The sequence below is a fragment of the Sorangium sp. So ce448 genome, assembly GCF_051520915.1.
Taxonomy (GTDB): domain Bacteria; phylum Myxococcota_A; class Polyangia; order Polyangiales; family Polyangiaceae; genus Sorangium; species Sorangium cellulosum_B.
Genome location: NZ_CP150343.1, coordinates 12897450 through 12912348 on the forward strand (window position 1 = coordinate 12897450; position 14899 = coordinate 12912348).

Sequence of the window (14899 nt, forward strand, 5' to 3'; positions counted from 1 at the left end):
ACGCGATCCTGACCGGGCACAACCGCGGTTCTTCGCGCGAGCGCTTCACGCGCTCGAGGGCTGTCCGTCCATGTTCCGTCCCCCCGTGCGTCGTCTGTTCGTCGCTTCCTCGCTCGCCCTGCATCTCCTGTCGTTCGCGCCCCCGGCGGCCCTCGCCGCAGAGCCGCCCCTGACCCGCGCCCGCGTCGCCGACCTCGCCCGCGCAGCCCCGAGCGCGCGCGTGGCCACGGCGGAGGCCGGCGTCGCCCGCGCCGCGACCTCAGCTGCAGGCGCGCTCTCCCTGGAGAACCCCGTGCTGACCGGCATGGGCGGCGTTCGGCTCAACCCCGACGGGAGCAAGCCGGCGGCCGCTTCGGTGTCCCTCGCGTGGCCGATCGAGCTCGGCGGCCAGCGAGGTGAGCGCATCGCAGCCGCGAAGGCCGAGCAGCGCGCCGCCGAGATCAACGCCGAGGACGGCCGGCGCCGCGTCCTTCTCGCCGCCCTGCTCCAGCACGCCCTCGTGCTCCGGGGCGAGCGGCAGGTGCGGCTCGCCCGCGCCCGCGTCGCGCTCGCAGAGCGGCTCCACGCCGCCGCGGAGCGCCAGCGCAAGGCAGGCGAGGTGTCGGAGGTCGATGTCACCCTGGCGTCGCTCCAGAAGGGGCGCGACCAGGCGGCAGCGAAGGCGGCGGAAGGCACACGCGACGCCGACGAGGCGGCGCTCCTCGGCCTGCTCGGCCTCCCCCTGCGAGCAGCGCAGCAGCTGCCCCCGGTGGAGGGGCCCCTCGTGCCGCCTGACGATCCACCGCCGCTCGCGTCGATCCTCGGCGACCTGGGGCGGCGCCCCGATGTCGGGGCCGCCGAGGCTTCGGTCGACGCCGCGCGGGCCAAGGCGGAGCGCGAGCGGGCGGCCGGGTGGCCCACCGTCAACGTCGTCGCCCAGGTCGAGCGCGACGACGGCGCGAACATCGGCATGCTCGGCCTCGCGATCCCGCTGCCGATCCTCAACGCCAACCGCGCCGGCGCCGCGACCGCCGCCGCGGAGATCGAGGTCGCCCAGGCGCGCGCCGAGGCCGCGCGGACCGGCGCCGCGGGCCACATCACCCAGCTCTACGCGCGCTACAAGGCGACGAAAGAGGCCCTCCAGGCGCTGACACCGACGGCCACCCTGATGGAACAGGCGGCCGCGATCTCGGCGCGGGGGTACGAGCTCGGCGAGAAAGATCTCGCGAGCGTCCTCCTGGTGCGGCGTGAGGTCATCGACGCCGAGGCGGCGCTGCTGGAGGCGGAGCACGCCCACGCGGCCGCCAAGATCGAGCTCCTGGTCGCCGCGGGGAGGGCACCCCGATGAGCGCTCCTCCGCGGAAGATAGAGCTTTCCCCGAAGGTGATCGCCGCGATCGCGGCCGCCGTCCTGGCGCTCGTCGTCGCGGCCGTCGCCATCACGGTGCGCGTCGAGCATCGACGCCACGGGCACGACCGCGAGGCCGGCCATGAGGAGCACGACGGGCATCAGCACGGCGAGAAGGAGGGAGCGCACGGCGATGGCCACGACGGCGATCACGAGCACGACCACGCGGAGAAGCACGCGCCGGACGAGCCCGGGGAAGCGCACGCCCACGGCGACACGCTCAAGCTGTCGCCGGCGATGATCCAGAACGCCGGGCTGGAGATGCTCACCGCCGGACCGGGCAACGTCGCGGTGACGGTCACGCTCCCCGGCGAGGTCGCGCTCAACGCGGAGGCCATCGCGCACGTCACGCCCCGCGTGCCGGGGACGGCGCGAGAGGTGAAGAAGCAGCTGGGCGACACGGTCACGCGAGGAGAGGTGCTCGCCGTGCTCGACAGCCGCGAGCTCGCCGAGCTCCAGCGCGAGCTCCTGGCGGCCAAGGAGCGCCTCTCCCTCGCCGAGGCGAGCTTCACGCGCCACGAGGCGCTCTGGAAGGAGCGCATCTCGGCCGAGAAGGAGTACCTCGCGGCCAGGCAGGCGGTCGCCGAGGCGCGGATCGAGCACCGCAGCGCCGCGCAGAAGCTCAGCGCCGCCGCGGGCTCGGGCGCGGGCAAGGGCACCGGTTACGCGCTGGTCGCCCCCATCGACGGCACCATCATCGAGAAGCACATCGCCATCGGCGAGGTGCTCAAGGAAGACACCCAGGTCTTCGTGATCGCCGACCTGTCCACCATCTGGGTCAACGTCACCGTCTACGCCAAGGACCTCAGCCGCGCGCGGATCGGCCAGACGGCCTGGGTCAAGGCCGAGGGGATCGAGCAGAGCGCGCAGGGCACGCTGGCGTACCTGGGGCAGGTCGTCGACGAGCAGAGCCGCTCCGCCGTGGCCCGCGTCGTCCTCCAGAGCCCGGGCGCCGCGTGGCGCCCCGGGCTCTTCGCGACCGCCGACATCGCCGTCGAGGAGGCGGCCGCGCCCGTGGTCGTCTCCGAGGAGGCCATCCAGCGGGTCGAGGGCAAGGACGTCGTCTTCGTCGAGGAGGGCGACGGCTTCGAGGCCCGCCCCGTGAAGATCGGGCGCCGTGGCACGAGCGGGGTCGCGCTCGGGGCAGAGGGCGCCGGCGGGCCACCCGGCGCCCCCGCCGCCGAGCCGCGACGCGGCGCGCCGGTCGTCGAGATCGAGGCCGGCGTCGCCGCAGGCGAGCGCTACGTCGGCAAGAACAGCTTCATCCTCAAGGCGGAGCTCGGCAAATCCGAGGCCGGACACCAGCACTGAGGCGCGCGAGGAACCCATGCTCACCCTGCTCTCGCGGCTCCTGTCCGTCTCGATCCGCCATCGCTTCCTCGTCGTCGCCGTCACCCTCGCGGTCGGCGCGCTCGGGGCCTACAACTTCACCCGCCTGCCGATCGACGCGGTCCCGGACATCACCAACGTCCAGGTGCAGATCAACACGTCGGTCAAGGCGCTCTCCCCCGTGGAGGTCGAGCGCCAGATCACCTTCCCCATCGAGTGGGCCATGGGCGGGATCCCGGGCGTCCAGCAGGTGCGCTCGCTGTCCCGTTACGGGCTCTCCCAGGTGACGGTGATCTTCGAGGACGGCACCGACATCTACTGGGCGAGGCAGCTCGTGGCGGAGCGCCTGGGCGCCGCGAAGGAGAGCCTGCCGCCAGGGCTCGGCGAGCCCCAGCTGGGCCCCATCGCGACCGGCCTCGGCGAGATCTACATGTGGACCCTCGAGGCCGCGCCGGACGCCAGGCGGCCCGACGGCAAGCCCTACGACCTCACCGACCTACGCACGATCCAGGACTGGATCGTGCGGCCCCAGGTCCGGACCGTGCCCGGGGTGACGGAGGTCAACTCGATCGGCGGCCACGAGCGGCTGTACCAGGTCTCGCCGGATCCGGCGAAGCTCGTCGGCTACGGGCTCTCGTTCCGCGACGTGCTCGAGGCCCTCGCGGCCAACAACGCCAACGCGGGCGGAGGGTACATCGAGCACAAGGGCGAGCAGTACCTCGTCCGCGCCACGGGCCTCGTGCAGAGCGAGGACGACATCCGGGGCATCGTCGTCGGCAACCACCGCGAGGCGCCGATCCGGATCGAGGACATCGCCGAGGTCAGCGTCGGCCAGGAGCTCCGCACGGGGGCGGCCACGGAGGACGGAGAAGAAGCGGTCATCGGCACGGCCATCATGCTCGTCGGGGAGAACGGCCGCGCCGTCTCCAGGCGCGTGGACGACCAGATCAAGGCGGTGAACAAGTCGCTGCCCGCGGGCGTGACGGTCAAGACCGTCTACGACCGCACCTACCTCGTCGACGCCACCCTGAGCACCGTCAGGAACAGCCTTCTCGAAGGGGCGGCGCTGGTCGTCGTGGTGCTCTTCCTCCTGCTCGGCAACCTCCGGGCCGCGCTCATCGCCGCGCTCGCGATCCCGTTCTCGATGCTGATCGCCGTCACCGGCATGGTCGAGAGCAAGATCAGCGGCAACCTGATGAGCCTCGGCGCCATCGACTTCGGGCTCATCGTCGACGGCTCGGTGATCATCGTCGAGAACTGCGTGCGGCGCTTCGCCGAGGAGCAGCGCCGGCTCGGGCGGGTGCTCACCCGCGAAGAGCGGCTCGACCTCGCCTACGAGGCGTCCCAGGAGGTCCGCCAGGCGACGATCTTCGGTGAGCTCATCATCGCGATCGTCTACCTGCCCATCCTCACGCTGACCGGCATCGAGGGGAAGATGTTCCGGCCGATGGCGCAGACCGTCGTCCTGGCGCTCGCGGGGGCGACGATCCTGTCGATGACGTTCATCCCGGCGCTCGTGGCGCTGCTCCTCAGGGGCAACGTGTCGGAGAAGGAGAACTTCCTCTTTCACCACGCGAAGCGCGCCTACGGGAGGGCGCTCGCCTGGGCGCTGTCCCACAGGCCGATCGTGATCGCGATCGCGGGCGTCGTCCTCGCCGCCTCCGGCCTGGTCGCCGCGGGGCTCGGCAGCGAGTTCGCCCCCAAGCTGAGCGAGGGGGCGCTCGCGCTCCAGCCGGCGCGCATCCCGTCGATCAGCCTCACGACGAGCGTGGCCATGCAGGCGCAGCTCGAGCGCCTCCTCCGGGAGCGGTTCCCGGACGAGATCGAGCACGTCTTCGCCAGGACCGGGACGGCCGAGGTCGCGACCGATCCGATGGGCCCGAACGTCTCCGACACCTACCTGATGCTGCGGCCGCGGAGCGCGTGGAAGAAGGCGAAGACGCAGGAGGAGCTCGCCGAGGCGATCGAGGCGGTGATCCACGAGCTGCCGGGGCAGAACTACGAGTTCAGCCAGCCGATCGAGCTCCGGTTCAACGAGCTCATCAGCGGCGTGCGGAGCGACGTCGCGGTCAAGGTCTTCGGCGACGACCTCGACGTGATGCTCAAGGAGGCGAGCAGGATCGGCGCGCTCCTCAAGGCGACGCCGGGCGCGGCCGACGTCAAGGTGGAGCAGGTCACGGGCCTGCCGGTGCTGACCATCGACGTGGATCGGCGCATGGTGGCCCGCTACGGGCTCAACGTCGCCGACGTGCAGGCGGTCGTCGAGGCCGCGATCGGGGGCGTGAGCGCCGGCGAGGTCTTCGAGGGGGACAAGCGCTTCGATCTGGTGCTCCGGCTGCCCGACTCCATCCGCCGCGACATCGGGGCGCTCGAGCGGCTCCCGATCCCGCTCCGGAGCAAGGGGGGCCACGCGACAGGACCGAGCGGCCCGACCATCGCCGCCGCGGCCGGCGCGCCCGAGCGGGCGGCGTTCGTGCCGCTCGGCGCGGTGGCGAAGATCGGCGTCGAGGAGGGCCCGAACCAGGTCAGCCGGGAGAGCGGCAAGCGCCGCGTCGTCGTCCAGTGCAACGTGCGCGGGCGCGACCTCGGCGGCTTCGTCGCCGACGCCGAGGCGCGGATCGACGCCGCGATCAAGCTCCCGCCGGGCTACTGGATGTCCTGGGGCGGCCAGTTCGAGAACATGCTCGCCGCCCAGCGGCGCCTCGCCGTGGTGGTCCCTGTGGCGCTCGGGCTGATCTTCGGCCTGCTCTTCCTCTCCGTCGGGACGCTCAGGAACGCCGCGCTGATCTTCACCGGCGTCCCGCTCGCGCTCACCGGCGGCGTGCTCGCGCTCTGGGGCCGCGGGCTCCCGCTCTCGATCTCGGCGGCCGTGGGCTTCATCGCGCTCTCGGGCGTCGCCGTGCTGAACGGGCTCGTGATGGTGACGTTCATCGAGAACCTGCGGCAGCGCGGCGAGGCGCTCGACGACGCCGTGCTCCACGGCTCGATCGCGCGGCTCCGCCCCGTGCTCATGACGGCGCTCGTCGCGGCGCTCGGCTTCGTCCCGATGGCGCTCGCCACCGGCACCGGCTCCGAGGTGCAGCGCCCGCTCGCGACGGTCGTCATCGGCGGGATCCTCTCGTCCACGACGCTCACGCTCGTCGTCCTGCCGGTCCTCTACCGGCTGACCCATCGACAGGAGAGCTCGACATGAACCGACCCTGGCTCGCCCTCGTTCTCTACGGGATCTACCTTGCGCTCGCGTTCGGATGGCGCTCGCTCCGGCAGCTCCGCGCGACGGGATCGGCCGGCTTCCGCGGCATCTCGGGGCCACCCGGGTCGCTGTCGTGGCTCGGCGGCGTGCTCTTCGTGATCGCGCTCGTCCTCGGAGCGCTGGCCCCCGTCGCGGAGCTCGCGGCCTGGATCGGGCCCCTCGCCGATCCCGGCCCGCCCCTCGTCGCCCTCGGCGCGGCCATGACGATCGCGGGGACGCTCGGCACGCTCTGGTCCCAGGGCGCGATGGGCGCGTCCTGGCGCATCGGCGTCAGCGATGCGGAGCGCACGGGCCTCGTGACCGGAGGCCCGTTCGCGGTGGTGCGGAACCCTGTCTTCAGCTTCATGATGCTGGCCGCGCTCGGGCTGCTGCTGATCCTCCCGAACGCGGCCGCGCTCGCCTCGCTCGTCGCGCTGGTCCTCGCGATCGAGCTCCAGGTCCGCCTCGTCGAGGAGCCGTACCTCCTGCGCACCCACGGCGGCGCCTACGCGGCCTACTGCGCGAAGGTCGGCCGCTTCGTGCCCGGGATCGGCCGAGGGGGCTCGCCGCCGTCGCCCTGACGCCCCTCAGCTCGCCAGGGGCAGCGAGAAGTGGATCGTCGTCCCCTGGCCCGGGGCGCTCTCGACCGCCATGGTCCCGTGGTGCGCCTCGACGATGCCGCGCGCGATGTAGAGGCCCAGCCCCGCCCCGGTGCGCGACTCCTGCGAGGCCTTCCAGTAGCGATCGAAGAGGTGCGGCTGGTGCTCGGGCGGGATGCCCGGACCCGTATCGGCCACCGAGAAGCGCGCGCTGTCGGCGACCCGGCAGAGCGACACGCTCACGACGCCGCCCCTCGGCGTGAACTTCAGCGCGTTGCCGAGCAGGTTCGAGAAGACCTGGAGCACGCGATCCCGGTCGGCGAGGACCTCCAGGCCCGCGTCGAGCGGCCCCTGCGTCACCCGGCAGCCCTTCGCCTCCGCGAGCGACGCGGCCGCGTCGAGCGCCTCGCGGACGAGCGTCCCGCCCCGCTCCACCCTCGGCGACACAACGAGCCGCCCCGCCTCGATGCGCGACGCGTCGAGCAGATCCTCGATGAGCCGCGTCATGCTCTGGATGCCGCGATCCATGCGGTCGACGAGCTGGACGGCGTCGTCGTCGTCGCCGTCCTCCCGCTGGAGCAGATCGCTCCGCAGCAGCGACGCCGTGATCGCGATGGTGTTGAGCGGGTTCCGGAGATCGTGCGACACGATCGCCAGGAGGTCGTCGCGGGCGCGCGTCGCGGCCTGCGCCTCGTTGTAGAGCCGCGCGTTCTCCAGGGCGACGGACGCCGACTGCGCGAGCTGGGTGAGCAGCACCTCGTCGCTCTCCACGAAGGGGCCGTCGCGCCGATCGAGCAGCTGGATGCTCCCGATGCACTGGCCGTCCCGGCCGCGCAGCGGCGCCGCGAGGAGCGAGCGCGGGTGGAGCTCGGCCGGCGCGCGCGAGAGCAGGTCGGCGCACGTCGGATCGCTCGCGATCTCGTCGCCCGTCAGCCGGACGCCGGTGCTCCTCCGCTCGATCAGGCCGAACGCGACCTCGCGGATGCCGTCGCGGTCCTCCCGCGCGGCGTACTCCTCGGACAGCGAGATGCCCGTCAAAGGCCGCTGCTCCACGCCCCGCGCCGAGAGCCGCGAGGCCGCGACGCCCGCGTCGAGCAGCGCGCGCGCCTCGTCGGTGGTGCGCTGGATCAGCTCGTTCAGCGAGAGCGACCGGTGGATGCGCAGCGTCGCCTCGGTGAGCTGCGCGAGCTGGCTCGCGTGGCGGGCGAGCGCCCTGCGCGCCTCTTCCTCCCGGCGCTCCACCTCGCTCAGCCGCAGGACGTGGCGCAGGCTCTGCACCAGCCGCTCGGGCGTCAGCAGGTTCTTCGGCACGTAGTCCGCCGCGCCCCGCTTCATCAGATCGACGGCGAGCGACTCGTCGCCCTGCCCGGTCAGCATGATGAACGGCGCCGTGAGCTTCGCCTTGCGCGCCGCCTCGATCACCGCGAGCCCGTCGCCCCCGGGGAGGTAATAGTCGAGCAGCACGCAGTCGACCTGCTGCTCGTACAGCACCGCGAGCGCCGAATCGACGGAATCGGCCTCCCTGATCTCGGCGTCGACGCGGCCGCTCCGCAGCGCACGCAGGATCGCGATCCGATCGACCGTGTCGTCGTCGACGACGAGGAGGCGCACCGACCTCGGGCTCAAGGCATCTCCACGAGCGTCCAGTACCGGTTCAGCGCCGTCATGAGCTCGACGAAGCTCAGGAACGTCACGGGCTTGAGCAGGTAGCCCGCGACGTTCAGATCGTACGCGTCCACCTTGTCCCGATCGTCGTTCGACGTCGTCAGCACGACGACGGGCGTCGGCCGCAGCGAGACGTCGGCCCGGAGCTCGCGGAGGAACTCGATGCCGTTCATCCTGGGCATGTTCAGGTCGAGCAGGACGAGGCGCCGATCCCTGGGCACCTGGTTGCCGCGCAGCAGATCGAGCCCCTCCACGCCGTCGCCCGCCACCCAGAGCGGGTTCGTGATCTTGCCCCTCTCGAACGCCCTCCGGACGTTCATCACGTCGACGGTGTCGTCCTCGACCAGGATAATATTCAGGAATTTACCGTCCATCCTCGTCCTCGTGGAGGGGCAAAGCGGAGGCTCGTTGATAGCATCAACCGCAGGCCGCGCGCAGGGGCTACGGGGCTACGGCCAGCTACCAGGCTTGCCCGCGCGGCCGACGAGGTGCGCGACGGCGGTCACCAGGCTGTTCGGCTCGATGGGCTTGGCCAGGTGCATCTGGAAGCCCGCGGCGATCGCCTGGCGGCGGTCCTCCATGCGCGTGTACGCGGTGAGCGCGAGCGCCGGTATGCCGCTCGCGGGGACGTCGGTCCCCAGGGCGCGCAGCCGCCGCATCATCGCGTAACCGTCCTCACCCGGCATGCCGATGTCGCTCACGAGCACGTCGAACTCGCCCATGTGAAGGGCCTCGAGCGCCGCGCCAGCTGAGGCCGCCTCGCTCACGGTCGCCCCGGCGCGCACGAAGATGATGCCGAGCAGCTCGCGGGCGTCGGTCTCGTCGTCGACCACGAGGACCCGGATGCCCTCGAGCACGCGCCGCGCGGCGCCCCCCGGCGCCTCGCCGCCCCGGCGCTGCGGGGACGGCGGCGCCGCGGGCGCATCGGCGCGGATCGGCAGCCGGACCCGGAAGCGCGCGCCCTTGCCCTCTCCGTCGCTCTCGGCGTGCACGCTGCCGCCCTGCGCCTCCGCCAGGTGACGCACGATGGCGAGGCCGAGCCCGAGCCCGCCGTGGGCCCGGGTCATCCCCCCGTCCGCCTGCCGGAACCGCTCGAACAGGAACGGCAGGAAGCTCTTCGGGATGCCCTCGCCGTTGTCCTCGACCTCGACCTCGAGCGTCGCCTCGACGCGCCGGGCGAGGGCCCGCACCCGGCCCCCGGACGGCGTGAACTTCACCGCGTTCGTGAGCAGGTTCCAGACGACCTGCTGGAGCCTCTCCGCGTCGCCGAGGAAGATGCCCACGTCGTCGGCGACGGAGGTGTCGACCGCGACGCCCTTCGCCAGCGCCGCCGGGCGCACCAGGTCGAGCGCCGTGGCGAGCACCTGCCGCACGTCGACCGGATCGGTCCGGAGCTGCAGCTTCCCCGCGATGATCGTCGAGGCGTCGAGGACGTCCTCGATGAGCTGCGACTGCGCCTTCGCGTTGCGCTCGATCGTGGCGAGCCCCCGCTCGAGCGACTCGGCGTCCACCTCGCCCGTCCGGAGGATCCGCGCCCAGCCCAGGATCGACTGGAGCGGCGTCCTGAGCTCGTGCGACACCGTCGCGAGGAACTCGTCCTTGAGCCGGTTCAGCTGCTCGGCGTGCTGGCGCGCGCGCTGCTCGTGCTGGAGGAGCTGGGCGCGCTCGGCGTCGGTGCGCTTCTCCTCCGTGATGTCGTGGAACGAGAGCCCGACGCCGTCGCCCAGCGCGACCGCGATGGCGCGGAACGTCCGCGGAGCGCCCTCGTGCGCGCAGAAGAGCTCGACCCGCGCGGGCTCGCCGGTCTCCACGACGCGCGCGTACGCGTCGAACGCGCTCGCGAGCGCGCTGCCAGGGACCTCGATCAAGAGCCGCTTGCCCTCCAGATCCTTGCCCCGGCCCCCGACGATCGGCCCCGTGGCCGGGTTCACGTAGACCCACTCGAAGTCGGAGATCGCCCCGGACGCGTCGCGCACGCTGCGCAGCATCATGAACCCGTCGGGCGACGCCTCCTGCACGGTGCGGAACCTCGCCTCGCTCGCCCGCAGCGCCTGCTCGATCGACTTCCGCTCCGTGATGTCCGTCGCCGTGCAGGTGATGCCGATGATCTCGCCCGTGTCATCGGCCAGCGGCTCGATCGAGACGTCGATGTGCTGGGTGCGCCCGCCGGCGCGCACCGCGATCTCGCGCCGCTGGCCGACGCCGCTGGCGAGCACGTCGCGCTTCGTCCGATCGAGCGACCTCGCGGCCTCCGGGTCCTCCAGCACCTCCCCGTCGGTCTTCCCGAGCACCTCGCGCTCGGACTTGCCGAACGAGTTGTGCATCCACGTGTAGCGCAGGTCCCGGTCCTGGGTGAACACCATGACCGGCGACCCCCGGAGCGCCTTGCGGAAGCGCTCCTCGTTCACGCGGAGCGCCTGCTCCGCGCGCAGGCGCTGGGCCACGCTCTGCTGGAGCTCGAGCGCGAGCCGCTCCGCCTTCCGGCGCGCGCCGATCTGCTCGGTCACGTCGAACGCCGTCATCATGACGCCCTCCACGGCGCCGCCCACGTCGTGCACCGGCTTGCACAGGACGTTGTACAGCCGCTCGACCGTCTCGCCGGTCCAGCGCGTGATCCGCACCGGGATCTCGCTCGCCACGCTCGGCTCGCCGCTCGTCAGGACGGCCTCGAGCTGCGCGTGCAGCGGCTGCCCGCGCAGCTCCGGGACCGCCTCGACGAGCGGCTTGCCGAGGAGATCGTCGCGGCCGACCATGCGGCAGAAGAGCGGGTTCGCGAGCTCGAACACGAGCTCCGCGCCCTTGAGGAAGCAGATCGGCGCGGGCGCCTGCGAGAGCAGCGAGCCGCTCCTGCCTCGCTCGATCTCGGTGCGCCTGCGCTCGGTCTCGATCGCCTCCAGCTGGAGTCGGGTGTGCTCGGTCACCGCCTGGGCGATGCCCGCGTCCACGCGCTCGGAGAGCGCCTCGATCTCCCGTAGATCCGGCGTGAACCCCGCCTCCTCCAGCTCGCGGAGGATGGATTGCCGGAGGACGCCGTACTCGCGGACCATCACGCTCAGGTCGAGCCCGTGCTCCCAGCGCATCTCGCCGTGCTCGCGCGCGGCCTCCTTGCTGCCGGCCGTCGATGCGCGTTGCTCCATGCTGGCGGCCACCTCGTCGAGGAAGCTCGGCAGCGAGTTGATGATGAGCGGCTTGGGCATGTTGCGCACCGCGGCGCTTCGCTTGCGCAGCTCGCCCACGAACCGCTCGATGATGGCCTCGCGGCGGGTCCTGATGAGCGTGGAGAGCGGGATCGTCATGATCGGATCGTTCGCGTCGGGAGCCCGACCTCGGCAGGCGTCGCCGTCAGGGGGCCTGGGCAGCGAGCGGCGAGCGACGGTGGGCGATCGGCGGCGCCGGTGGCATCGGCGAGCACTGTATCTTCGGAGAGCTGACCGACCGCCACAAGGCGCACTGCTGACAGCGCGGCTCACCCGGCCTCGGTCGGCCGGCCGCCACCCTCAGACAGCCGCGGCCGGCTCTCCGTCGGCGTCGATCTCGACACCGGCCTTGAGCCGAGCCTGACTTCCATCTCGCCCGCACAAGCCCAGGCGCGAGCAAGCGTTGTGCCGAGATCGGCCAGCCGATGAAAGAGATGATGCGCGGTGCGCGACGTCACGAGTGAGGCAATTTGCCGCAGCTACCCCGCCCGCCCGTGTCGTGCGGCGGCATCTGCAGCGAGCCGCCGGGGCGCCCGGGCGCTCCGCGGATCCGGGGAACTCGCGATGTCGCGGCACGTCGGCTGCAACGACGTAACGCCGTGACGCGGTGACGACGTAACCGCTGCAATCGCTGCAACAACGCAGCATCGAAGCGCTGGAACATTCATCCACCCAGTGATTCACCCAGTCATTCACCCAATGAGGAGGTTATCATGCTCAGCTGGAGTGTCGCGTTCTTCGTCGTGGCGATCATCGCTGCAATCCTCGGCTTCGGCGGCCTCGCGGCGAGCGCCGCCTCGGTGGCGAAGTTGCTCTTCGTCATCTTCCTCGTCCTGGCGGTCGTCTCCCTCGCGTTCGGCCGACGCGCACCGACCTGACCCCGTGCGGATCGCACGTGCTCGGAGGCCACGATCGGGGCGACATGCCTCGCCAGGCCGAGCGGTATCCATGGTTCCGCATGGCACGCCTGTCGCAATGCCCGCGGACCGACCCATCTATCGCGCCATGAGGCCCATCCCGGGCGGCGCGCGGGGTCGAGAGCGCGTCCGTGTCGCGCCGGGCGCTCGCCCGGGCGCAAGGTCGCGCGTCGACCGCAGACCAGAGGAGATCATCATGTTGACCGTCCGAACATTCCTGCCTATCGCCATCGTCATGAGCGCCGTCGTGGGCTGCGAGTCTCCCACGGCGGACGCGCAAACCAAGGCCGAGCGCGCGCAGCGCGAGGCGCAGCAGAAGGCGGCGGAGGTCGCCACCGAGCTCGACAAGAAGGTCGCCGAGATCGACCAGAAGGCCGAGCGGGCCACCGACGACGCGCTCCGCGAGGCCGCGGAGAAGCTCAACAACGCCGCCGCCGAGGCCCAGGAGAAGACCGCGGAGGCCCAGTCGGAGCTGGCGAAGGCGCGCGCGGACGTGCGCGCGTCCACGTCGCGCCGGATCGAGGACCTCGAGAAGGATGCCGTCGAGCTCCGCGAAAAGGCCGAGAAGAAGCTGCCCAAGGACGAGGTCGGCAGGCTGATGAAGGACGTGGAGGACAAGTCGGAGGCGGTCCGCAGGAGCCTGCGCGACCTCGACGCGGCGAGCGGCGAGACCCTCGACCGGGTGAAACAAGGCGTCTACCAGCGCGTGGAGGAGCTGGATCGCGCGATCCAGGCGGTGAAGCGGCGCGTTTGATGCAAGCCCGCTCGCCTGGGCCCAGCAAAGCTCGACACGAGCACGAGGAGGACATGATGGCGAATCAGAAGGCCACTCAGCAGACCCCGTCGGCGGACATCGAGGGAGAGGGCAACCGCACGGCCGATCGGCGTTACCGAGAAGGGGTGGAGAAGTCGGTGAAGGCCGGCAAGATCAAGGAGCACGCCGAGGAGGCCGCCCGCGCGCTCGACGGACCCGAGGGCGACGAGCTGCGCGAAGCCGAGGAAGCGGCGCGGCGAGGTCAACCCAACTGAACCGGGTGAGCAGCGATGATCCGCGAGCTCCGATGCAAATCCTGTGGCCGCCGGTACGTCTTCGTGTCGACGGCGGCCACGCCCTGCCGGGCCTGCGGCTCGGCCCTCGACGAGGTGGAGCTCGAGCGCGGCGTTTACGAGCTCGTCACGAACGACGCGCGGAGCCCCGCCTCGACCGCTCCGTCGAGCCCGGCGGACCCCATGGTCCCCGAGGATCTCGGCTACGGCGAGTCCCATGGATACGGACCCGCGCACGGCGGCCCGACCGGCCCCGGCGACGCGCCCGCGACCGGCCCCTGATCCACCACCACCCGCCGGACGAGGGCGCCGGCCGTCAGGCCGCCCTCGCCGTGCGGAGCGGGGCGTGGCTCGAGGCGTGGGGGCGGCGGGAGTGGGCGATGAGCGCCTCGAAGAGCTCCAGCATCTGCCGGCCGAGGCGCTCGTTCGTGTCCTCGGTCAGCTCCGCCTCGATCCTCGGCAAGAGGTCCCGCTCCTCCTCCTCGGCGTGGTGCATGACGAGCTCCCTCAGGGTGGCGAGCCTGGCCTTGAAGCTCGGGTCCTCGGGCGCCGTGCCGACCACGCGGCGGATCTCGAACCGCGTGACCGTATGCTCCTCGCAAGCTCCGCCGATGAGGTCCGGCTCGATGGCGAGCAGCTCCGGGAAGAGGACCACCTGCTCGGCGAGCATGTGGGCAAGGAGGTGCTTGGTCAGCTCGTCCGTCGCTCCCCGGACATCGCCTGTGGTCGAGAGGGCCAGATCGAACAGCCTCTCGGCTTCGCGGTGCTGCCCCTTCAAGAGCTGTGTCGCCTTCATGCATTCTCCTCTCGAGGACCGGACGTCGGGTTGTTGTTCATCGGGGTGGAAAGGAGCTCGTCGCGCTCGCTCGCGATCAGCGCGCGCAACGGCGTCGGCCGAGGGCCCGCGACGGTGCGCCGAGCCTTCAGCGGGGCGACATGGCGCCGTCGCGCAGCGCGCGCAGCGTCAGCGGCAAGGCCCGCGGGCGCGCGAGTCCCCCCTCACGCCCCCTCTTCTGCATGAGGCGCAGTCAAGCAATCACCGTGCCGATTAGGTTTATTCCGGATGCGAAGAGACGCTGGACGCCGGACAGGGAATATCGATGTGGAATTTCGCCTCTCGCATGGCTCCCGGAGCACGGGCGAACTCGGCTGTTGCCGGCAGGCGGCGCCGACCGATCGAGAGCGGCGCGCGGCGTCCGGGGGGGGGGAGACCGCGGCGATGCCTCGGTAGCGGCCCCTCGCCCGCGTGGCCCGTCGGAGGCGCGCGATATGCGCCGCGGAGGCGCGCTGCCAGCCCGTGCCGGTCCATGGCTGCCGGCCCGTGCCGGTCCGTGAAGGAGGGGCGGGTCGGTGGGTCCCCCTGCCGGCCGCGGCACCTGGGGCGCAGCGGCGCTCGCTGGCCCCCGTCGGCGGCGGACCGCTCGGCCGCTGCGCGCGGCCGGTGCCATCCAGGATGGGGCAAGAACGCGCACCTGTGGCGAAACGTCACGTTCGAAGGACGTCGGTGAGGAGCGGACTGGGCTTGAT

At 71.9% G+C, this 14899-nt stretch carries 12 protein-coding genes; 8 read left to right on the forward strand and 4 right to left on the reverse strand.

Annotation, left to right across the window (positions count from 1 at the left end; translation table 11 throughout):
* The first annotated feature begins 70 nt into the window (after positions 1–70).
* Genes WMF45_RS48465 through WMF45_RS48480 form a run of 4 tightly spaced genes read left to right on the forward strand, consistent with a single transcriptional unit; the run spans position 71 to position 6528 of the window.
* Positions 71–1327, forward strand: coding sequence for a TolC family protein (locus WMF45_RS48465; protein WP_437713900.1), 1257 nt, complete (start codon positions 71–73; stop codon positions 1325–1327).
* Complete coding sequence (locus tag WMF45_RS48470; protein ID WP_437713901.1) at positions 1324–2697, forward strand: efflux RND transporter periplasmic adaptor subunit; 1374 nt, start codon at positions 1324–1326, stop codon at positions 2695–2697. Before WMF45_RS48465 ends, WMF45_RS48470 begins: the two co-directional genes overlap by 4 nt.
* A gap of 16 nt (positions 2698–2713) precedes the next feature.
* Entirely contained in the window at positions 2714–5908 is a 3195-nt protein-coding gene (locus WMF45_RS48475; RefSeq protein ID WP_437713903.1) for an efflux RND transporter permease subunit, read from the forward strand.
* Positions 5905–6528: a methyltransferase gene (locus WMF45_RS48480; RefSeq protein ID WP_437713904.1), complete on the forward strand. Its 624-nt coding sequence runs from the start codon at positions 5905–5907 to the stop codon at positions 6526–6528. Before WMF45_RS48475 ends, WMF45_RS48480 begins: the two co-directional genes overlap by 4 nt.
* Before the next feature lie 6 nt (positions 6529–6534).
* On the opposite strand, the gene WMF45_RS48485 is transcribed toward WMF45_RS48480, so the two are convergent.
* From WMF45_RS48485 to WMF45_RS48495, 3 genes are all read right to left on the reverse strand, one after another.
* Entirely contained in the window at positions 6535–8172 is a 1638-nt protein-coding gene (locus WMF45_RS48485; protein WP_437713906.1) for an ATP-binding protein, read from the reverse strand.
* On the reverse strand, positions 8169–8585 hold the full coding sequence (locus WMF45_RS48490) for a response regulator (RefSeq protein ID WP_437713908.1): 417 nt from the start codon (positions 8583–8585) through the stop codon (positions 8169–8171). Before WMF45_RS48490 ends, WMF45_RS48485 begins: the two co-directional genes overlap by 4 nt.
* A gap of 75 nt (positions 8586–8660) precedes the next feature.
* Positions 8661–11507: a PAS domain-containing hybrid sensor histidine kinase/response regulator gene (locus WMF45_RS48495; RefSeq protein WP_437713909.1), complete on the reverse strand. Its 2847-nt coding sequence runs from the start codon at positions 11505–11507 to the stop codon at positions 8661–8663.
* A 614-nt stretch (positions 11508–12121) separates the two neighbouring features.
* On the opposite strand from WMF45_RS48495, the gene WMF45_RS48500 reads away from it, so the two are divergent.
* From WMF45_RS48500 to WMF45_RS48515, 4 genes are all read left to right on the forward strand, one after another.
* Positions 12122–12286 (forward strand): DUF1328 domain-containing protein, encoded by a 165-nt coding sequence (locus tag WMF45_RS48500; RefSeq protein ID WP_437713911.1) that lies wholly within the window; start codon positions 12122–12124, stop codon positions 12284–12286.
* Positions 12287–12521: 235 nt separating this feature from the next.
* Positions 12522–13079, forward strand: coding sequence for a hypothetical protein (locus WMF45_RS48505; RefSeq protein ID WP_437713913.1), 558 nt, complete (start codon positions 12522–12524; stop codon positions 13077–13079).
* A gap of 53 nt (positions 13080–13132) precedes the next feature.
* Positions 13133–13354, forward strand: a complete 222-nt coding sequence (locus WMF45_RS48510) for a hypothetical protein (protein WP_437713915.1) — start codon at positions 13133–13135, stop codon at positions 13352–13354.
* A 15-nt stretch (positions 13355–13369) separates the two neighbouring features.
* Positions 13370–13654: a hypothetical protein gene (locus tag WMF45_RS48515; protein WP_437713917.1), complete on the forward strand. Its 285-nt coding sequence runs from the start codon at positions 13370–13372 to the stop codon at positions 13652–13654.
* 34 nt (positions 13655–13688) lie between these two features.
* Here WMF45_RS48515 and WMF45_RS48520 read toward each other — a convergent pair whose 3' ends face one another.
* Entirely contained in the window at positions 13689–14168 is a 480-nt protein-coding gene (locus tag WMF45_RS48520) for a hemerythrin domain-containing protein (RefSeq protein ID WP_437713919.1), read from the reverse strand.
* Between the last annotated feature and the right edge of the window lie 731 nt (positions 14169–14899).